This is a genomic window from Psychrobacter sp. Arc29, assembly GCF_041431175.1.
Taxonomy (GTDB): domain Bacteria; phylum Pseudomonadota; class Gammaproteobacteria; order Pseudomonadales; family Moraxellaceae; genus Psychrobacter.
This window is the reverse complement of sequence record NZ_JASMRR010000006.1, coordinates 81909-102809: the sequence shown is the minus strand read 5'-3', so window position 1 is coordinate 102809 and position 20901 is coordinate 81909. Positions and strand designations below refer to the sequence as shown.

Sequence of the window (20901 nt, the reverse complement as noted above, 5' to 3'; positions counted from 1 at the left end):
GACGTAGCTTAAAAAAGCGGTAGTGACTCATTATCATATTACTGAAATAAACCTCATCATCATCGAGCCTTTCACGTAGCATAGGTTGTAAATGGCGAGTATAAAGACTTAGCTTCTCTATATCCCTATTATCGTAATCGATAACCTGCGACATAAATTCGTACTGATGGGTTTGATAATGTTAATCTTGTACTAAGTCGCTTCTGCGTATCAACAGTCCTGTTAGTATTTATCATTGTGTGCTTATTAGGCTTTAAACAGTGGGCTAGTGCTAAAGTTCACTGATGAATATGCTTTTAGTAAAATTACTTTATGGATCAAGTAGTAATTTCTTAGATGCTTATAGCCTTATTAACGAGGGTTTTCGATTCTTATTTTGATGAACAAATGTCGATAATTATTAGATATAGGTAGTAGCAAAAAATGATGCTAACGCTATATACGGCCTATTGTTAGCACCTTTTTTTAGTTCGAGAACTTACTCAGGTGAGTTTGTCAAAATTGGGGTTTGCCCGCTATCTTCTTAACGGCCTCTGCTTTAAATTCTGTGCTATAAGTTCTGGTTTTCTTGGTCATGGTAAACTCCGATTAATAAGCTTAGTTTACCAAGTTTATCTCTACGGTTTCTTCAGCATAGCTCAAGTGTGAACAAGCCAAATTGGCGTTGCCTAATAAAGGGAGCCTCTTTTTTCCCTTTGCCACGTGGCGTACGAATGGCATCATAGATATAAGCTATTTCAGTCATAGAAAATTCCTTTTTTATTTTTAATAATGAGTTAGTTAAATACTACTGCATAGCAAAGATATTGATAACGGCAGTAGCCTCTTCTACTCCATAAATACCGCCACCATTTTCTTGAATAGCAATTCGCGCGCCCTCTACTTGACGCCTGCCAGCTTCGCCCCGTAGTTGGGTCACCAGCTCATAGACTTGACCTAGTCCGGTTGCGCCAATCGGGTGTCCTTTGGACTCAAGACCGCCTGATGGGTTGACAGGGACACGGCCACCGATTGTCAGCTCGCCGGCTTCTGCTGCTCTACCCGCCTCGCCATAACCGACCAGTTGAAGATTTTCCACCTGAATAATCTCTCCCATAGCCGTAGCATCATGTACCTCAGCGACATCTACGTCGGCCGGAGAGACGCCCGCCTTTTCATAAGCTTCGGTAGCAGCAAGCGCAGTAAGGTGGTTTTTATAATCCTCAAAACTGCGATCTGAGCTTGAGCGCACGACACTACTCAATAGCTTGATGGCACGTTTAGCATCACCCTTTAGACGCTTTAACCCTTCCGCATTACATAAGACCGTAGCCGCAGCACCGTCAGAGATGGGCGCGCACATAGGCAGAGTGAGCGGATATGTGATAGGTGGTGCTGCCAATACCTCTTCTATCGTATAAGGTCGTTGATACTGAGCCAGTGGGTTATGCACAGAGTGGGTATGGTTCTTTGCACAGACAGCCGCGATTTGTCTTTGCGTAGTACCAAAAGTATTTATGTGATGGCGACTAAAGGCGGCGTATACATCCATAAACATCGAGTACGGTTTCGGAGATTGCGAGCCTTCAGGACATTCAAAGCCTGCGCCCATCGCCAATAAGGTATCCCGATTATCCGCAACCGTACTTACATCCCAAGCTGAGTCAAAAGCGGCAAACATCTTAGCCTTATCCTCATTGATCATTTTTTCAGCTCCTACCGCAATAGCGATATCACACGAGCCACTTTTGATCGCCATCGCTGCTAAATGTAAGGCGGTACTAGAAGACGCGCAAGCCCCTTCGATATTAAAGATTGGGATACTTTGAAAGCCCATCGAGCGTAAAGCTACCTGACCAGGAATCATGTGTTGACCCTGCATAAAGCCGATAACACAGGAAGCAAAATAAGCTTGCTTAACTTGCTCCAATTCAGCACCGGCATCGGTCAATGCCTGTTCTACCGCTTCACGCACCAAATCCTTATAACTGCGCTCTATATGACGGCCAAACTTGGTCATGCCAACGCCAGTAATATAAATGTCACTCATAGGTCATTCCTTTGAATTAATTTTAGAAAGTAAATATTTATCCATCAACACCAGTTGTAAAGACTAGGCTGTGAATATCAAGTACCTTACTAAGAGATTTTACGAGCCTCGCTCCAGTATTTTTCACGCACCTTTCTACGTAGCACTTTACCAACCACACTAGTGGGAATCTGCTCAACAATTAAGATAGTTTTTGGCGCTTTATAGCTACCAATCAGGTTTTTAACATGCGCAATGAGCTCAAGATCTGTCAAGCTAACATTGTCTCTAAGAATAACCTCAGCATGTACAGCCTCACCCCACTCTTCATGAGGGATACCTACTACTGCAGCTAGAAAGACATCCGCATGGCTATTAAGAGCAGACTCGACTTCATTGGCATAAATATTAAAACCACCTGAGATAATCATGTCTTTTTTGCGGTCGACAAGATAAATAAAGCCTTCTTTATCCATATAACCTAAGTCACCCGACTTCCAAAATCCATTATGGAATTCCTCAGCGGTAAGCTCAGGGGCATTCAGGTATCCTTGGCAGACACTACGTGAGCGTACCCAGAGCTCTCCTGTCTCGCCCTGTGGCAGTGTATTGCCTTCACTGTCAACGATAACACACTCAACACTAGGTGTAGGTTGACCAGCGGAACCTAATCGAACTTCGTCCACTTCTGTTTTTATAATATGTTTTTGGGTGCTCATGTTCAATGCAAAACCAAAGTGCTCGGTAGACCCATATCCCTGTATGAATATATTACCTAGCTTTGCCTGAAGTAATTTGAGTTTTCCTGGGCTCATAGGTGCTGCGCCATAAACCACATACTTAAGCGTACTTAAATCAGACTCAATCTCTAGCAGGCGATAAAGTATGGTAGGCACTAAGAATGTCAGCGTAGCCTTTTCTTTTTCAATATTAGCGCAGTAAGCATTCAAATCAGGGCTGTTTTGGGTAATCGTACAGCCACCCGAATATAACGTTGGCAATACAAGCATGCCACTACCATGACTGATAGGCGCTACGTGAATGCATCTTGGTTCATCGGCCCATATATCCTTGTCATCAAAAGCAAAGGCCGTATCACGGCAGCTGAACCAATTATCCATAGAGTACATAGCTGGCTTACCTTTGCCAGTCGTACCACCAGTAAAGCGAATCAGCGCACAATGCTCACGATCATCTAATTCAAAATCAGGATTATGATCAGGGGCCTGATCTACTAGCTCCCAAAAATAAAGGACACCCTCTAAGCTATCTTCTGGCTTATCCATAACGACGATAGTAATGCCTTGCCCTATTAACATTTCATAATGTGTTTTGAGTAATGACGTTTCAATAAATGCAACTTTCACATTAGCAGCCGCCACCTGCCAAGTATGCTCTTCAAGCGAATCTCTAAAATTGGTGAAGGCACCAGTAGCGCCGCCTTTAAAAATAGTTGGAGCATGAATCAATGATAGATTGTCATTATCCAGAATATTGATAAAGCGATCGCCAACACCTAATCCTAAGCTGACCATCATATTGACGATTTGATTGGATAAGAGGTGAAATTCAGAAAAAGTATATCTGCGGTTACGCTCTATATTTACTAAGGCTTCACGATCTCCGTAACGCTGCGCGAGTGCTGCCATATGATTACTAAAATTAATTAACATGTTTATTATCCTTAATAAGTGGTAGTCCCTTGTTTATCTTTACAGCCTAATCCTGCTATCGAATCTCTTACATTTACCATGAAACCAAAGGTTATAACTTTTTAGACGATCTCTAAAAAATATAATTGTTTAAGCTAACTGGTAGTACAAGACACCGGATAGTTCTGCAGTCTCGCAAACTACTTCTCCAGTATTCACCAAATAAGTAACGTGAGCGAACGTCTCTTCAAGCGCTAAACAACGTGCAAAACCTTTTTTCTTTGCCCATCCCAATACCGAACTTAACTCGTTGACAGTGCGCCATTGGTCGAGGTTTTTCCGCAGTTTATCTAACGAGGTTTGATGGTGCTGCAACACTTCACGAACTCTTTCATCCCCATGATAAAACGGCTTATTATGTGCGGGTAAGACCAGTGCATTCGTACTTATCCAATCAATCATATCGCTCAGACCTGCTAACCAACCGGCTAAAGGATCGGTCTCTTGGCTCATATAATTTAGGCCAACGTAGGGCGTGATATGTTCGATGATTTGATCACCTGAAATCATCACCTCTCCCGAAGCCTTTTGTAAACAAATATGCTCTATAGAATGCCCCGAACCCGACCAAAGATGCCATGACTCGCCCCCTATTTCAATCGTATCGCCAGACTTGACAATATTTACCTCGGTGGGCAACGAACCAAACATCATATCTAAGTACTCCCAAACCTCCTCCAGACTTTGCATGTCTTCTAGTGAGGCATCCATACGACTGTAGAAATGTGGCAAGTCACTGTAATCTTTAGTACTGCGATAACGGTTCTCAAGCCTTGCCTGTAAAATCTCCTTTTCGGAGATATATAAGGGTGCATCGCTATAATCCTCCAACCAGCCAGCCAGTCCAATATGATCAGGGTGTGAATGAGTGATTAAGATACCGGTAATTTTCGCGGGGCTAGGTAAGTTCTGTATTAAGCTTTTCCACAAGTCACGGTTTTCATCGGAGGCAGGACCTGAATCAATCACGAACCAGCCATCTACATCCCTAATCAAATAAATATTTATATGATCCAACTTGCTAGGTATTTTAAATCTAGTCCATAATATTCCGTCACTAACGACTAGCAACTCACCAAACTCTGGTGGCGTAATGTAACTTCCTTGCTGAGTACTCATAAAACTGCCTTCTATTATCTAGCCTGCAGTATCGTCGCAGCATCGAGACGAATATAGCGACCATTCATGTAGCTATTTTCAATTAGAAATGCACAAGTAGAGGCAAACTCTTCCATATTACCCATACGTTTAGGTGCTTCACACATAGCAATAAGAGCTTCACTAACTTTTGCATCAAGCGACTCCACCATAGGGGTCGCAAACATGCCTGGAGCAATGGAATTAACTCGAATACCCAATTTTCCGAACTCACGCGCTGCCGGTATATTGAGACCGTTAACGCCAGATTTTGACGCTCCGTAGGCGCTCTGCCCAATTTGGCCTTCCCAAGCAGCACCAGAAGAGACGTTCACAATAACGCCACGCTCGCCTTTTTCATCAGGCTCATTTAGTGCCATTTTTTCAGCACATTTTGACATGACGGTATATAGCCCAATCAAATTCACATTAATTACTGCTTTAAAATTCGCTAATGCCGAAGCTTTGCCTTCTCTATTTAGAATCTTCGCTGGAGCTACAATACCTGCCGCGTTGATGTCGGCATGGATAGCGCCAAACCCATCTATGATGGCAGCAATAGCGTTATCGACATCTTCTTCAGAAGTCACATCCGTACGACAGAACATGGCTTTATCTTTGCCAAGATCGGCAACAGCAGCCTCACCTGCTTCTTGATTCATATCTAATAAGGCTACCTTAGCCCCTTTATTGCGTACCATATATTGAGCAGTAGCTAAACCTAATCCTGAGGCACCACCACTGATAACGACAACTTTATTGGTTAAATTCATGATTCATTCCCTTGTTTTCTGATTAAAAATTATTTGAAAAATAACTTAAGTTAATAGCCGCGAAACTCTGGTTTACGCTTTTCACTGAACGCGGTGAGACCTTCTTGCATATCGTAAGAGCGCATATGAGCACGGAACAACACTTGCTCCTGTTGCAACGCATCATCACGCGATTTGTCTGCACTGGCATTAGCAACTACTTTCATTCTTTTTAGCGCTATAGGGCTTTTTTCCGCTATTAATTCTGCTAGTTTTTGCACTTCTTCTTGCAAGCTATCGGGGCTAACAACTTTATTAACGAAGCCATAGCCTCTCATTTCTTCTGCAGAAAGGGTTTCGCCAGTGAAAAGTAAATACTTTGCAACATTAAGTGGAATTAATCTTGGTAATACTGCCGCACCACCAGCTCCTGGATAGACGCCATAATTAGCATGAGCGTCCCCTATGCGCGCGCTGTCTGCAGCTATCACAATATCCGCACACATAGCAGTCTCTAAACCACCGGCCATAGTAATACCGTTAATAGCTGCAATAACTGGCTTAGGGAAGTTACGTAGTACATCAAGCACGTTAACGGTTAAGCGATCAATGAAATCTGCTTCGCCTGCAGGGCCATCGTTTGAGACTAAGATTTCTTTAAGATCCGCACCCGCACAAAAGGCTGTACCATTACCGGTAATGACCAATACTTTCACACTGCTATCTTCAGCAATCTTTGGCAGTAGCTCTTCATACTTATCTATCATATTAAGATTAATGGCGTTCATAGCGGCAGGTCTATTCAAGGTAATCCAAGCCGCTGGCCCTACTTGTTTAAATTCTAAAGCGTTATTTTCCATATGTAATTTCATGTATGGTTCTCCTATCGAACGTTAATTTTGAAAGCGCTATTATTGGTATGCGTATTGGCAGCATATGTCTCTATTAATATTTGGTTATTATTTATCATTAAGTAAACATCTCATAATTAATCAAGCTGCTTAGAATGAACCAAAGACAGTTCCTAAGGTAATAACAGCAATGATGGCAATTATCGGGATAGCAATAGTAACCGCCGCCACGTTGAGATAAGCCTGCTTATGAGTAAGACCACAAATACCTAGCATAGTAATTACAGCACCATTATGCGGCAGACTGTCTAGACCGCCGGAGGCCATAACGGCGACTCGATGCATCAGCTCTGGATCAATACCTGCTGAGACGGCCATGCGTAGATAATCTTCACCTAGAGTCGCTAAGGCAATGCTTAAACCGCCAGACGATGAACCAGTAATTCCTGCCAACGTCGTCATGGCTATAGCTTCTGAAATTAATGGATTATTAGGACTTATATTTAAAATACTGTCGCGAATAATGATAAAGCCTGCTAACGAAGCAATGACAGCACCGTACCCTACTTCAGAGCCGGTATTGAAAATAGGTAACATGGAGTCATACGTACCATTATTAATAGTTTTTTGTAGATTGTGCCAATGCCCAACTCGCATTATAATCAAGACCAAACAGGCAATAACTAACGAGATAATAATAGACCATAATCCTAATGAGCCAGCAATATTCAGATCAGGGAACTGAGTCTGTAGCGCACTGAAGTCAATCGAAGGAAAGATAGCGTAAACCAGTAACGCATTAATCCCAATAACCAATATCAGCGGTATGATAACCATCGTAAATGAAATTGGGGCTTTTTCCTTAACTGTATGACCCGTTACGAACTCTTCGCCTTGAGTGGTATTATTTTGAGAAATATCACTTTTCGCAACATTAATACCCCCTTCGAAACCATCCTTATGCTGACCATAACCTTCACCAGCCGATTTAGCTTTGTTTGCTCGTGACTGTACCCACCACCAACCCAGCACGAACATAATTATCCCGCCGATAACACCTAAGATAGGAGCGGCAAAAAGATTGGTATTGTAGTAAGGAATAGGAATAGCGTTTTGAATAGCAGGTGTACCTGGCAGTGCCGTCAAGGTAAAAGTAAAAGACCCTACCGAAATCGCTGCTGGGATTAGACGCTTAGGAATATCTGCAATCTTGAATAAGTTCTTGGCTACCGGATAGATAGCAAATACTACAACAAAACCAGATACCCCACCATAAGTTAATAATGCACATACTAAAATAATGGCTAGAATAGCTTTGCTTGACCCTAACTTCTTGACGATCGCATTAGCAATGACTGTGGCCGCTCCCGAATCTCCCATTAAGCGCCCAAACATAGCACCTAATAAAAATATTGGGAAAAACTTGAGTAAGAATCCACTTAATCCACCCATAAATATATCGGTATAAGCAGGGATACTGCTTAAAAAATCACCTGATAAAAATACGGCTAACACTGCCAATATCGGCGCCAAAATCAACACAGAATATCCACGATAAGCAAAGAACATCAATAACAGTAAAGTTATGATAATAGCAATGGTACTAAACATGATGGCCTCTCCTTGGCATACATCAATAAACCAGATACTAAGAGTTTTTTAATCGTTAAAATCAGTCTAATCGTTCAGGTCAAGCTAATTGTTATGCATTAACCCACGGTTTAGGTCGATTAAGCATGTTCCTTACAACTTGCTGACTGGCTACTGACTCAGTACTATTTATTACTAGTTGATTAAAAAACTCAGCTTTGTTTTACCCATACTTTCTCTTATTGGGACACTATTGCGTCGAGTAAATTTATCTAAAGGCTTGAATACCAGTCAGCGAACGCGCTATCAATAACTTTTGGATTTCAGTAGTGCCATCGGGGATGGTGCCAATAATTGCTTCTCGAGCTAAACGTTCAACAATATACTCTTTGGTAACGCCATTGCCGCCATGAATCTGCACAGCATCACGGCAAACTTTGACCGCCATTTCGGTGCTATACCATTTAGCCATCGCACACTCTTTATCACAACGTATACCATGATCGATCATAGTGGCGGCTCTTAGCGTTAGTAATCTAGAGGCATCTATTTTAGTAGCCATATCAGCGATTTTATCCGCTATTAATTGATGACCCGCGATCAACTTGCCGTGTTGGAAACGCTCTTGGCTATACTTAATAGACTCTTCCATTGATCTACGAGCAATAGAGTAACCCCAAGCTGCCATATGACAGCGCGCACGTTCAAAAGTCACAAGCGTATTCTTCAACCCAGAGCCCAATTCACCAATAGTATTGCTCACAGGGACTCGCACATCACCAAAAAATACTTGTGCCGTTGACTGACCATTTAAAGCCATTTTTTTAATACCGCGTACTTCAATGCCTGATGTGGTCATATCTACCAAAATATGGGTCAATTCGCCCTCAGCAGTTTTGCATGTGCATATAAAGATATCCATATGCTCGCCGTTTGAGATCCAGGTTTTTTCTCCATTGATAATCCAGTCGTCGCCATCACGCACTGCTCGAGTCCTTGCGGCAGCTACATCAGACCCTGCGTCAGGCTCAGATATCCCGATGCCTATAAACAAATCACCTGAAAGCAGACCCGGCACATACTTTTCTTTGATATGCTCTGGAGCATTTCTAATCAACAGATCAGCGCCAGAAACATTAATTAGGATAGGTAATGCCAAATCTATTGAGCTAACACCCACTTCTTCCCAAAGTAACAAGTGCGTCACCCAATCCAAGCCTAAACCACCCCACCTCTCAGGAAAGGGCGCTTTGATTAGGCCGTATTCTGTCAAAGTCTTAACAAAGCCTTTTAACATCTCTTTAGGAATGAAACCTTCTCCGTGAGCACGCAGCTTTGGTTCAATTTCATTATCCAGAACTTTACGCAAGCCGTCAGTGGCCATTTTCTGCTCTTCTGTCATTAACATGGTCATGGCTTCCTTTCCTAGTTTAGTGTGTTTGAAAACCTTCAAAATACTGGTTTTCATATTTCATAATCGCATTATATAAAATAATGATAATAAATATTATCATTTTATATAACCTATAAAAACTTATTAAATAAGGTTTGTAGGAATTATATTATGCAGTTGCAATACATATTGCAATCAATTATACAATAAAGATAATATAGATTATCCTCATATACTTTATTCAGGAGATATTTTTCTAAATAGCAAACTTGTTCAATCGGCGATTTATATACAGGCTAATAGAAAAATTAGAGGATAACAAAATGCAAACTATGAATTGGAGAATGTGAAAATGGCAGGCAAGGCTTTGAAGAGTAAACTGAGGAACAAACAATTAAAACCAATATCAGCTATGCGACCAGCAACCTTAAACAAACTTGAAAAAGCAGTGCTGTTGTTATTTTCAAATCATGATCCCTCCGAAGTGAGCATGATACAGATAGCAAATGCAGCAAATATGTCATTAAAAACTTTGTATAATTATTTTGGGGACAAGCAAACCATCATTTACACTATTTTAAATAGAGTGTTAGGACGTTTAGCGATCCGTATGATTGATCATTTGCAAGGTATTGATAGTGTTAAAGATCGCCTTCGTAAAACTCTTTGGGTATTTTTCGATTTTATTGATAAAAGCCCAGATGCTATGATGGTATTGTCCACAGCAGTGCCAGTTTCGCGTTATCGCGAAATTGCCATTTATGATAATAAAGAGTTAGTTGATTCTTATTTACAGGTGTTGAGAGATGGGCAGGAACAAGGCATATTGAATGATACGGTGCCTTTATTTACTTTATTTGATGTGTTTATAGGCTTTATTAGCCGCTTAGGATTAATGCATATTATACGGAGAAACCCAGCTCCTCTGAATGATAACTTCGATGAGCTGTTCATTATATTATGGCGCGCGATTAGTAAGCCCGAAATAGATTAACAATTTCTGAAGCTTGAGTTTAGCCGTTTACTAAAAAACGTAATAATAATTTTTAAATGGTGAAATATCTTGAAAAGTGAGTAACCTCATATTTGGAGCAACCACATATTAAGGTTCTATCTTGCATGCTTAGGGTACTTTCCAAGGTGACTGTATTGCAAGCACCAAGAGCGAAGCGCTTTAATCCTCTAAAAGAAATCAGCTTGGGCTCTATGGCAATATCACATATCTGTGATGAGGATGTGGCAGATGAGCCGCCTCATACTGATTTTAGACTATCTAACAGTGTTGAGTACTTGATTGGTCATAATATTGATTTTGATATGACCGTTCTGAAAAATGCTGGCGTGACCCATACTCCTAATCTGATATGTACTAATGCGATGGCTAACTACCTGCTTCCTACGCTTGAGAGTCATAAGCTAGTATACCTCCTCTATTACTTTCACCGTTATATAGCGCGCGCTCAAGCAAGAGATGCACATGCTGCCATTGCTGATATTTACTTCACTGAGCTGGTGCTTGGTAGTCTGATTGATTTAGCTAATAGCCAAGGTCATGAGATAAATGATGTGGAAAGCTTATATGAATTTAGTGAAATGGCGCGTATACCCACGCATTTAAGCTTTGGTAAGCACAAGGGTGAGGCTATTGCAGATTTAGCTGCTAGCTCTGAAGGTACTGGCTATATTAAATGGCTGCTTAAACAGGACAGTATTGACCCTTATTTAGCTCAAGCATGCCAGCAAGCATTAGAATCTTTATAAATACACTGATGTCGTCAGTTTTATAGTCTAGCTATGCTCAAAATTGAGATAGATACTAGAAATAGTTAACGCTCAAGTAGATCAAGTTCTTATTAAAACTATAACTTATTAGGTAGTAAACTCCTCAATATTATGGTGTTTAAAATATCGTCAATATCTGCATATGCCATGAATCAACCTTACTCTGATAAGTTATAAAAGCTCTATATGCTATTATCTATATAGTGTAGAGGGCTGGAGTATGAAATTTATTTTTCTTAGGTGACGCTATTAATATCGGGGTTTGAACATAGCCATAACTGTGAACGGACATATATCTTTTAATAGCCCTCCTTCAACACCCTCTTCATACTGATCGTTGAGAATAGACATAACATCACTTTTTTCAGAAATTTTATGAATGCCAGCAATAAGCTCATCACGGCGATCTCTAAAAGAGAGAAGCTTGGATGCGATTTCCTCATAGAAGCTCGTCCACTTAAATGATAAATTTTCCTTAGTATTATCACTAAACCTTTCTCGCCAATATGGATCATTGCGAAACATGTCAATATCCTGAGCTTTGCCATGAAATGCAAAATCTATCAAACCAGCTCTTATCGCAGTCTCAGGAATAACCTTCCAAACCGTATTACGATTTGTGAAAAAATACCACTCTCTAAGAGTAGGATTTACTTCCCAGTCTACTTTTAAATTTTTACCATCCCCTAAGTTCTCTATCACTGTACCAATGGCTTTGATAGCCATCACAGACACAGCGTGTCCTCGATTGTCAAAAGGTAGTCCATTTTTTCTTATGTAGCTTGATTTAATAGCGATTTTCTCGCCAGTCTTAATAGACTTTATTGAATCAATCGGTTTGGCTTCAGGATTGAACTCCCAAATACCATCTTCAATAAATCGTGCCGTATGATCTTTATCATCATACATAGAGCCAACAAACCAATAAGCTTGTGTATCAGTTAATGCAAAATTATCACTCATCTATCTACCCTTGTTTAATACTGATTATATTTTTATGGAAAAGCGAACTGTTTGTATGTTTTTTATCTTGAAAACATTCTTATTGATACCAGTGCTTAAGCACCTTTTTTGTTAAAGAGCTTACTCAATAAATCGACTGAATCAGTTCTTGAGTGAGCTCTACGTTTGGTTTCAACATATCATCGGCAAGGCTACGCTTACTAGATAACAGCTTATCCAGTTTAATTTCAAACGTCTCAAAATCAGTTGCTGCAATAGATGGGTAGTACACATAAACTTCTTTGTCCTGCCCAATTCGGTAGGCTCTATCAGTTGCCTGATCTTCCTTGGCTGGGTTCCAACTACGTGTATAGTGGATCACATGATTCGCTTTTTGGATATTCACACCAAAGCCAACTGCAACCGTGGATAAGATAATCACATTAAAACCATTCACTTCTTGGAACTGATCAATAATGCCCTGCCGGGTTAAGCCTCTTCTGCTGTTGGTATTTGAATCTCCGTTCACTGTAGTAACGCTTAATCCATATCGCTCAAGGAGAAGGCGTTTTAAAAATAATTGAATATCTCTAAACTCAGTGAAAATAATCACCTTCTCATGTTTTTGTTTTATTGTCTCTAAAGTGTCTATTAACCATTTGGCTTTAGGCGAATCACTGATACTCGCTTGTTGTTGAAACTTTAGAGGATGAGCACAAATCATTCGCATGTCATGTAGCGCTTTTAACATAACGCCTTTGTGGCCTTGCTCAGATAAATTTTTATAATCATTTGATACTTGTTTATAGAGTGTGCGCTGCAGCGTTGATATTTCAATATTTTTACAATCATTAACTTCGTGTTTTGCTGGTAGCTCAGCGACATCATGCTTCATACGCCTTAACACTTGAGGCTCAATCAATTGACGAAGCTCATCTATTATCGCGCTATCTTCATCGTCTTTCTTTTCAATAGGACGACGGTACTCTTTATTAAACTCACTAAGCGAACCCAGTAGGTTTTCTTGAATGAAATCAAATAAGCACCATAGATCAACCAGTGAGTTTTCTACAGGCGTACCTGTACAAGCAATCTTAAAATCTGCTTTTTGGGCTTTAGCTGCTTTAGTCACCATGGCAGTGGGCACTTTTATTTTTTGTGCTTCATCACATATCATGACACTCCAATCTATCCTCCCTAAAGAAAACTCAAGGTCTCGCATGGTTTCATAAGTAGTCAGTACGATATCTGCACCATCTAACCAATCCTCTTCAAGCAAATTCGTTATTCCGTAATCATTTCTTAATTGAGAGGATATTAAGTGCTTCGGTATTTTTCGCTGCTTTAAGTTATCGCCATATAAACTTAAGACTTTTCCAAATTTTGCGCTAAAAAACCTATTTATTTCAGATTCCCAGTTTTCGAGTAAAGAAACTGGCGCTACGACCAGTGCAGGTTTTTTAGATTCTGCAGTTTCTAAATACTCACCGATAAAACAAAGTAACTGCAGCGTTTTTCCTAATCCCATATCATCCGCTAACAAGCAACCACTTACCTGAATTGGTGCATACTGATATAGGTTTTGTAGCCAAGAGATACCATATTCTTGATGCTTTTTTAGACTAAATTCTTGGCTTCTAAAACTCGATGGCAATCTGGCCGGAGGTCGATTACTTTCATCAAAATTCAGAATTTCAGCTCTCTTCTTAGTAAAGTCAGCCTCATCGATATTATTAGCAATTAATAAGGTGGATTTTTTCTTCTTTTCATCAAGATCTGCCTGTTCTTGCTCTACATCGTTTTCAGATGAGCTCTCATCTTTTGACTCACGAAACTCATCAAGTAAGTTTTTTGCATCTTCTAATGCAATAGATACATTGCTGTCTGGATGTAGAACAAAACTTTCCCCTTCTGACTCTGCATGGTGGATACGTTGCTCAAGCAGTTCAGTACTGGCATCAGTATTTTCGGAAGTGAATTGGGATAAGTTACTTGATTCATCAATAAGGTTCTGTGGTAACCATTCGGATTCACCACTATCTTTTTGAATGGCTTCAGAGTTCAGTTTTTCAGCTTCACCAATACCAATCACTCGATCGCTGTAATTGCTTAAATCTAGTACAGTCCTAGCTTGTAATTCGTCATCATACTGTTGAATTTTTTCTAAATCGCTTTTCAGTGCTTCTATCTGGTTATCTAAGTAGTTGGTTCTATCTATGCTGTAACCTGCCCATAGGAAAATAGGTGATGATCGCTCATAAGTTGCGATAAAATGTTGAGCTTGCTCTAGATTTGAAAGCTCCAAAAGAATAGGATCTTTTTCTCGACTCGAGTTTTCATGCAATGTTAATTGAGCCAAACTAAAATGTGATAATTCATCATAAGTTTTATCTATTAGCAAACGGTAGCTATAGATTTCTGCCTCTTCTTTGGACTTCTCAAAACCCTCTGAGGAGATAACCTCGACGGCATCTTCACCTAACTGCGCAAAAGGATTATGCAAAAAGGTTTGTGCACGCTCACCAGCTATCCGACGGTTTGGCATCTTCTTAATTTCATTGAGTACACTTTTAACTTGCGGATCGATGATGACGTGTGCCAAACCACCTTCTGGTAAGCTGATCGTATACTCGTTTTGAACGTCATTATATTTATCAAAAGTTTGTAGCCAATTTGAGGGCGAGTCTTTAAAGTCAGGCTGCACCTCTACCACTGACTCAGTACTCACTAAGTTTTTGCGGAGATTAAGTTGCAGCTCCTCTGGGGCAAGTACAATGGTTTTACGTAGAAACTCATCTAAGTTCGCTTCACTTTTATTCGCTAAACTGCGTATTTGCGCCCAATACTTTTGGTTTAATGATTTGTTTTTATCCGTGACACGAGAGAACTCTTTGATTTTCTCTAATAGCTTCCAAGTCGCCTCACTCAACAGATGCTCTTTACCGGCAAGACTAATGATTGCCCCTGTACGCTTGACTGAGCCTTTGAATTTAACCTTGTTGTTATCACACCAGCCCTCCAAAATAATTTGAAAATCCGAATCGCTTATACCATTTTCACTACGAATAATCGGGTGTAAATCATTTGATAACGGCAGGTTGAGCAGATCAATAACACCCTTATGCTCAGAGTCTTGTTGAATCTGAAAAAGCTCTTCCCATGGTAAGATATAGTTATCATCCGACTGATAGGCAACCTCCTCATCAGCCAAGCTCTCCCAATAGAAATCTGCATCCGTTTTAGCCACAGCTGTATAGCAGTGCTTTAAGCCAATATCATCGTATTGCAGCTGTAAAGGCACGATACTTGCTATTTCAGCTTCTACAGCAGCAGGCTCAACGGATTTTTTTCTTTTCCAGAATGCTAGTTTCATATCAGCTCTTTAATAACGTTTTTTGTATTTTGAACTACTGGATTGGCTGGCAAAGACACCTAGCTCAGCGAGTTTCTCATCAAATTTTGCTTCCCAGTTTCCTGAATGACTCAAACTCGTTGCTCGACCAGAATCACTTTTAAATATTGAATGTTGTTTGCTCTTTAATTCATGAACCGTTATGTTTTTCTTACTAAGATTAAAAGGTAAGTCACTATACCCATAGCAAGCATTTCCAGTATCTGAAAAGTCAACAATATGAACGTTATCAATTTTTAGTAAAAAAGCATTGTTACTAGCAGTAGAACCCGTAATATTTTTTAATCTGCCGCGGTTTAGCTCTCTGAACTTTCTATGCTCAGCATGTCTAGATTGCACAGCGGCTGGGCCTAAAAATATCTGAGAAAAAGAGATTTTATCAATAAACTTAATCCAGTAATCAAAGCGGTCGACATCAGCTGTTTGGCTAAATAATTTGAAGAAAGCTTCTAAGTCAGCTCGGACAAACCACTGAATTACCATTTTTTTAGTGTCTAAACTGACATTCCGCCAGCCTGCTGATGAATCGTATTGCGGATTATCCCATTGCGTCAAACAGGTGTGCTTTAATGCTTCATGTACGACTGCGCGTTTTGAGGTAGAGGCATAACGTTCAAGTAAAGCTGTTAAAATAGCGGTGGTATATATTGGGTTTCTTTCTAATAGCAGTAAAAAACGTGGAATCACTTTAAAGTAATCCTCTTCTTTCATTGTCTTAACAGACTTGATAGATGAGTTGACCAAACTGTCCCAAAACCAGCTGTTTGGTGCAATGCTCAAACTTTCTAACTGCTTACTGACTCTGCTGTCATCGCTATTCTGTAAAAAATCACTAATAAATCGTTTTGAAGGATCTAGTGAGAGTACTTCAGGATGATCCGTTAACGTGGTAAGCCATTTTTTAGGCTTAAGAGTGGCCTGAAACAACGTAGAGCGATTGTTATTTAAGATATTTCTAAGCTGAATCCAGTTATTAGGCCGTTTATTTATCTCATCTTGTTCTACTGCAAAATAACTGTACAGCAGCGGAAAATAGACAGACTTTAGAGACTCAGGCTCCATTTTGCTAAACTGCTCAATGAGTTGGCCACCTATAAAGGTGAAAAGTATCTTATCCTCATAATTTAAAAGCTTTTTGCTGAGTGACCAAGCTAGATTCTTCCAATCACGTTTTGTCAAATAGTCTGTGCCATGCTCTTCTAACTTTAAGATTGATTTGGCAATCTTTTCTTCGATAGGCTGCGTATTTTCCATATCATCAAACTTACGTTCAATGAGCGCTAACGTCTTCATTAATTTGGTCGGTTTGACAAATTTATTATGTACTTGGTCGGCTTCAGAAAAATTATCGACACTCTGATTCAGCCTCTGCTTTAATATAGCGATACTCATCACATTCACCTTGCCAGCTGACAGGTTTCAATAGGAGCAGAAACAAAAATAGGCTGCGCCCCAGCACTGTCTTTTTCTTTTAAACCATAGAACTGCATTCGTAGCTCTACACGGCGCGAGGCTTCTTTACTGTCTTTTGCTGAATTAAATGACACACCGCCCGCTAGAAACAGCTGTTTAATTTGATTTTTTTGCGTGTCAGTTAAATCCAGATCTTGATTAAATGTGGGATCCAACAAGCTACACATCACCCACTCCGAACGACGCAAGCTTAAATTTAGGTTATATAAATACGATCCATCTGTATCTGTAAAACCTTCAATCACAATTTGCTTAAACCATTTTTTACCATTCTCACTATTAGCAGCTTCTAAGACAACTGGCACCAAAGCACTTAGCGCTTTTATACCCTCTTCATTCAATCGGTAATCGTTGTACCCAAACCGACCCGCTTCACCAAAATTTATACGGTTTTCTTTGCAGTCTACGGTGATCAACTGATTCTTTAAAGCAGGGTCGTCTTTAATATTAGTACAGATATCTAAGACCTCTGAACTGCGTTCTTTTTCTGCTTGCGTGGCTTCGTTAATTTTCTTAGTGACAACCATTAAAGATACTGCCATCACTACCAAAAAGAGTGTCATTAGCGCTGTCATCAAATCAGCAAATGAAATCCAAAAAGGTTTTTCACCCTCATCTTTTGAACGATGCTTCTTAGCGTACCTATTACCAATCATTAGCGATACACTCCCGAATTAGCGTCTGGTTTTTTGCGTAAGATCTTCAAGGTTCTCTACTACATCACCTAGACCTTCAACACCAGTTGCCAGACGTTTGACAGCTTGGTCAAGTGTATTATCAAAAGACACTAACGAATGATTTAGACTACTTTCAACGGAAGTGCCAAAACTATCAAAGCTCTTCACCAAAACATCACTTACCTCTGATAGATACTCTTGCATTTCCATCTTCACTTTGTCTAAAGCTGTGGTCATATTCTGCATGTCATTAAGCATTTTACTACTCATGCCAGCTTCAGACTTTGACTGCTGAATAAGATTCTCTAGTGTTTCAATGGCAATATTAACGCTGTTTTGAGAGTTCTTATAATCTCGTATCAATTCAATTAGGTTACTACTTGCACTGGTCATGTTGGTTGAAGTGGTATTCACCTCTGCAATAAGTTCTGAGGTTTTACCAGTCACTGTGACTAGTGAGCTACCAGCTGTCGTAAACTGCTCAGAAGCTAAGCGCATCTTGTCTGCGCCAGTATTCATACCAGTAATACTATCAGTGGTCACTTGAGATAGTTTTTGAATATTTTCTTTATGACTTTGAACTGCATTTTGGCTATGAACAATCAGCTCTTTAATTTCACTACCTAAGTTATCAATCAATACAGATGACTGCTCATGCAATTTTTGCTGATTGTCTAATATTTGGCGATCCTGATCGATACGTTGCTCTGCCACATTTGATAACAGACCTGACATTGAAGTACCTAAACCCGACACCATTTCTGATACTTTGTTATTTAGCTGCTCAACAGCATGCAGCCCTTGATCGCCAATCTTGGCCGAACCTGCAGATAGATTTTCTACCATTTCAGTCATTTGGGTAGACATCTCATTCTGCTTTTGATGAATATCATCCATCATTTTTGCCATTTGTGTCTCTAACGTTTTGGTCGAAACTTCACTGTTAGTTTGCATGTCTGTCATTAATTGAGAAAATCCTGACTGCATCTCACGCATAGCCGTGACAGATTGAGTCATCATTTCGCTCATACCTGTCATTTGACCACCAAATGTTGTTTCTAGCTTACTCATAAACGCGGCTAGCACATCAGTCATAAGTTCTTGTACGGCTGAACCTTGATCACCACTAACTTGCTGCACGCTCGAGGCAATCTTATCTAAAGGATCTTGAAGGCTATCCTTAATCGAATCGCCAATCTGGGTTGCCATCGATTGACTTGTTTGAGCATAAGAATCAGTTAACTGAGTTGCAAAGGCAGCTTGATTTCTTTTATTTTCTTCAACCAAGTTAGTCATCATGGCTTTTAAGTCATTAACTAAGCTGTCTTTAAGCTGCCTGGCATTCACCTCGTTTGCTTGAGATGACTTCAGTAGCTTGGCTAGATACTCCTCACCACTTTCGTCAGCAGTAAAAGCGTTATCAATGGCTGTATTTAACCGTTGTAATTGTGCGTAGCACTGTCTAAGCCATGATTTTTCACGCCAAGTAATAACCATGGCAGCTGCGATAGCTAAGCCAGAGGCCATAAAGGCTTCTGCGACACCTGTTAGCAATAACGCTAAACTGTCTTGAACCTTGTCAGGATTGCCAGCAGGGTCGAACGCTAACAGTCCAATTAGCAAACCAAGAAATGTCACGATAATACCGACACCAGTAATAATGCCTGGTAGATGCTTATAAAAATCCACCTTCAACGGTATATCGACAACAATAGACTCTGTGAAAAACACCTCGCTTGGTACCGTTGCCCGTGAATAAGCTACCTTAGCTTCGCCATCCACTGTTTCATAAGTATCATGAAAGGTTTTTTTATAGCTTATCCAAGCTTGCTTCAAAGAAGGGTTGCCATCAAACTTTGCATCTAATGAATCTTTATCAAGATTAGGGTTGTCATCAAGCTTGTCTAATTCATCAGCTAGTTGTGATATTTTATGGTTTAGTTCCTTAGCAGGACTTAAATAATTTAGAAAAAACCGCAAACTGATGTAAGCAATAAAGATGAAAATTATTGCAGGGAAAACATAATAGCCTTGCGAAAACTGCGCTACTTTTAACCAATCCATCAATATCACCTATCCCATCAAATAAGAAATTGAAAGTTATACTATTCAACTTATCAATCCTAAATATTACTAAATTAATGTCAGCTTAAATTCATGGGAAAGAGGTACGTCAACAAATACGTTTGACGGTATTACATAACCTTAATTACAAGCTGTAACTTACAAAAAGAGAATAGTAACATAAACCAATTATTGTTTATCAAAATTAATCAGACTGGAGGTAACAAACAAATGGCTGAAAAATTGTTGACAGCTGATATTAAGGAAATAATAGACTGTTTGCGGCTATATTATATTAGATGGATAAATGAAGTTTTCCGTTTGATTTAGAATTGAAGCGCTCATCTGAATGAGCATGTTGACCTATAATGACAGATTCATAGGATGGCTAACAATTTATTATGCCACTACAAACTCTGTTAGTGATGGGTTAAAAACTATCGGTATATCGGGGTTTGTACATTATCTTAGGTTTTCAGGCTCTAGCATGAGATGTTCCTTCTCTGCTGTTTCTCTTGCATCTGTTGGTGGCATTCCACTGGCTCGGTAATCATCGTTTGCTTGCCACATTCTTTCCTGACATACAAATGCCATGTCGTCCAACACTTGCAAATTTCTAAGTCGTTTTGTCATCTGTGGGCTGTCTCGTTTCCAAGTGGCTAATATTTGATGATGCATTTCCCTATTATGTATTACGTCTTCATTCTCGTATTTTTTCCGCTCTTTTTTTATACTAGCTACCATCTGTAGGCTCAACCCTTGCCCTGTTGCTGATATATCACTTCTATCACTATGCCCTAATAGTAATTGCTCATATAACTTTCTACTACTGTATACGTCTGTCATGTCTCGAGTATCAAGACCTGGGTAATCTCGTATACTCTCCCAAAATGAAAGCAAGTAGGGCGTTATACTAGCGCCCAAATCATCAATCATGGCTGCGGCGTAGTCACCAAAGTCACGAATACCACTCTCAAAATACGCGCCGGCAAGAGTTATACCATCAAGAAATAGCTCATGATCGAACTGAGAGTTTGGTTGGGTAATTTCGGGCTTTGCGCGATCGTACTCCACTGACCTGCTTTGATGTGGATCGACTGTACTTTTC

The 20901-nt window shown here is 40.0% G+C and carries 15 protein-coding genes; 2 read left to right on the top strand and 13 right to left on the bottom strand.

The window, feature by feature from the left end; genetic code table 11:
- Positions 1-787: 787 nt before the first annotated feature.
- From QO189_RS09570 to QO189_RS09540, 7 genes are all read right to left on the bottom strand, one after another.
- Complete coding sequence (locus tag QO189_RS09570; RefSeq protein WP_025650710.1) at positions 788-2029, bottom strand: thiolase family protein; 1242 nt, start codon at positions 2027-2029, stop codon at positions 788-790.
- Between the two features lie 89 nt (positions 2030-2118).
- A complete protein-coding gene (locus QO189_RS09565) occupies positions 2119-3681 on the bottom strand; it encodes a class I adenylate-forming enzyme family protein (protein ID WP_025650711.1) in 1563 nt (520 codons plus the stop codon).
- Between the two features lie 129 nt (positions 3682-3810).
- Positions 3811-4839, bottom strand: a complete 1029-nt coding sequence (locus tag QO189_RS09560; protein WP_025650712.1) for an MBL fold metallo-hydrolase — start codon at positions 4837-4839, stop codon at positions 3811-3813.
- A 14-nt stretch (positions 4840-4853) separates the two neighbouring features.
- Positions 4854-5630, bottom strand: a complete 777-nt coding sequence (locus QO189_RS09555) for an SDR family NAD(P)-dependent oxidoreductase (protein WP_025650713.1) — start codon at positions 5628-5630, stop codon at positions 4854-4856.
- A 50-nt stretch (positions 5631-5680) separates the two neighbouring features.
- The gene (locus QO189_RS09550) at positions 5681-6481 is read right to left on the bottom strand and encodes an enoyl-CoA hydratase/isomerase family protein (RefSeq protein WP_228706538.1); all 801 of its coding nucleotides are present in this window, start codon (positions 6479-6481) and stop codon (positions 5681-5683) included.
- A gap of 129 nt (positions 6482-6610) precedes the next feature.
- Positions 6611-8071: a GntP family permease gene (locus QO189_RS09545; protein WP_025650715.1), complete on the bottom strand. Its 1461-nt coding sequence runs from the start codon at positions 8069-8071 to the stop codon at positions 6611-6613.
- A gap of 247 nt (positions 8072-8318) precedes the next feature.
- Positions 8319-9464, bottom strand: coding sequence for an acyl-CoA dehydrogenase family protein (locus QO189_RS09540; protein WP_101212836.1), 1146 nt, complete (start codon positions 9462-9464; stop codon positions 8319-8321).
- 331 nt (positions 9465-9795) lie between these two features.
- Here QO189_RS09540 and QO189_RS09535 point away from each other — a divergent pair, with 331 nt between their 5' ends.
- Both QO189_RS09535 and QO189_RS09530 read left to right on the top strand, forming a co-directional pair.
- A complete protein-coding gene (locus QO189_RS09535; protein WP_101212838.1) occupies positions 9796-10437 on the top strand; it encodes a TetR/AcrR family transcriptional regulator in 642 nt (213 codons plus the stop codon).
- Between the two features lie 125 nt (positions 10438-10562).
- Positions 10563-11204: a DNA polymerase III subunit epsilon gene (locus QO189_RS09530; protein WP_101212840.1), complete on the top strand. Its 642-nt coding sequence runs from the start codon at positions 10563-10565 to the stop codon at positions 11202-11204.
- 270 nt (positions 11205-11474) lie between these two features.
- Here the strand turns inward: QO189_RS09530 and QO189_RS09525 are convergent, their stop codons facing one another.
- From QO189_RS09525 to QO189_RS09500, 6 genes are all read right to left on the bottom strand, one after another.
- Complete coding sequence (locus QO189_RS09525) at positions 11475-12188, bottom strand: hypothetical protein (protein ID WP_371532559.1); 714 nt, start codon at positions 12186-12188, stop codon at positions 11475-11477.
- A 124-nt stretch (positions 12189-12312) separates the two neighbouring features.
- Positions 12313-15540 carry a DEAD/DEAH box helicase gene (locus QO189_RS09520; RefSeq protein WP_371532558.1) on the bottom strand — a complete coding sequence of 1076 codons (3228 nt, stop codon included), beginning with the start codon at positions 15538-15540 and terminating at the stop codon, positions 12313-12315.
- Between the two features lie 9 nt (positions 15541-15549).
- The gene (locus tag QO189_RS09515) at positions 15550-16971 is read right to left on the bottom strand and encodes an EH signature domain-containing protein (RefSeq protein ID WP_371532557.1); all 1422 of its coding nucleotides are present in this window, start codon (positions 16969-16971) and stop codon (positions 15550-15552) included.
- A 5-nt stretch (positions 16972-16976) separates the two neighbouring features.
- A complete protein-coding gene (gene zorB1, locus QO189_RS09510; protein ID WP_371532556.1) occupies positions 16977-17708 on the bottom strand; it encodes a type I Zorya anti-phage system protein ZorB1 in 732 nt (243 codons plus the stop codon).
- 18 nt (positions 17709-17726) lie between these two features.
- Positions 17727-19793: an anti-phage ZorAB system protein ZorA gene (gene zorA / locus QO189_RS09505; protein WP_371532555.1), complete on the bottom strand. Its 2067-nt coding sequence runs from the start codon at positions 19791-19793 to the stop codon at positions 17727-17729.
- Between the two features lie 462 nt (positions 19794-20255).
- Positions 20256-20867, bottom strand: coding sequence for a hypothetical protein (locus QO189_RS09500; protein ID WP_371532554.1), 612 nt, complete (start codon positions 20865-20867; stop codon positions 20256-20258).
- Positions 20868-20901 lie beyond the last annotated feature (34 nt).

Excerpts from the sequence above, each read along its gene's own strand:
- QO189_RS09570 (WP_025650710.1), bottom strand. The coding sequence starts at position 2,029 with ATGAGTGACATTTATATTACTGGCGTTGGCATGACCAAGTTTGGCCGT.
- QO189_RS09565 (WP_025650711.1), bottom strand. The coding sequence starts at position 3,681 with ATGTTAATTAATTTTAGTAATCATATGGCAGCACTCGCGCAGCGTTAC.
- QO189_RS09560 (WP_025650712.1), bottom strand. The coding sequence starts at position 4,839 with ATGAGTACTCAGCAAGGAAGTTACATTACGCCACCAGAGTTTGGTGAG.
- QO189_RS09555 (WP_025650713.1), bottom strand. The coding sequence starts at position 5,630 with ATGAATTTAACCAATAAAGTTGTCGTTATCAGTGGTGGTGCCTCAGGA.
- QO189_RS09550 (WP_228706538.1), bottom strand. The coding sequence starts at position 6,481 with ATGAAATTACATATGGAAAATAACGCTTTAGAATTTAAACAAGTAGGG.
- QO189_RS09545 (WP_025650715.1), bottom strand. The coding sequence starts at position 8,071 with ATGTTTAGTACCATTGCTATTATCATAACTTTACTGTTATTGATGTTC.
- QO189_RS09540 (WP_101212836.1), bottom strand. The coding sequence starts at position 9,464 with ATGACCATGTTAATGACAGAAGAGCAGAAAATGGCCACTGACGGCTTG.
- QO189_RS09535 (WP_101212838.1), top strand. The coding sequence starts at position 9,796 with ATGGCAGGCAAGGCTTTGAAGAGTAAACTGAGGAACAAACAATTAAAA.
- QO189_RS09530 (WP_101212840.1), top strand. The coding sequence starts at position 10,563 with ATGCTTAGGGTACTTTCCAAGGTGACTGTATTGCAAGCACCAAGAGCG.
- QO189_RS09525 (WP_371532559.1), bottom strand. The coding sequence starts at position 12,188 with ATGAGTGATAATTTTGCATTAACTGATACACAAGCTTATTGGTTTGTT.
- QO189_RS09520 (WP_371532558.1), bottom strand. The coding sequence starts at position 15,540 with ATGAAACTAGCATTCTGGAAAAGAAAAAAATCCGTTGAGCCTGCTGCT.
- QO189_RS09515 (WP_371532557.1), bottom strand. The coding sequence starts at position 16,971 with ATGAGTATCGCTATATTAAAGCAGAGGCTGAATCAGAGTGTCGATAAT.
- zorB1 (WP_371532556.1), bottom strand. The coding sequence starts at position 17,708 with ATGATTGGTAATAGGTACGCTAAGAAGCATCGTTCAAAAGATGAGGGT.
- zorA (WP_371532555.1), bottom strand. The coding sequence starts at position 19,793 with ATGGATTGGTTAAAAGTAGCGCAGTTTTCGCAAGGCTATTATGTTTTC.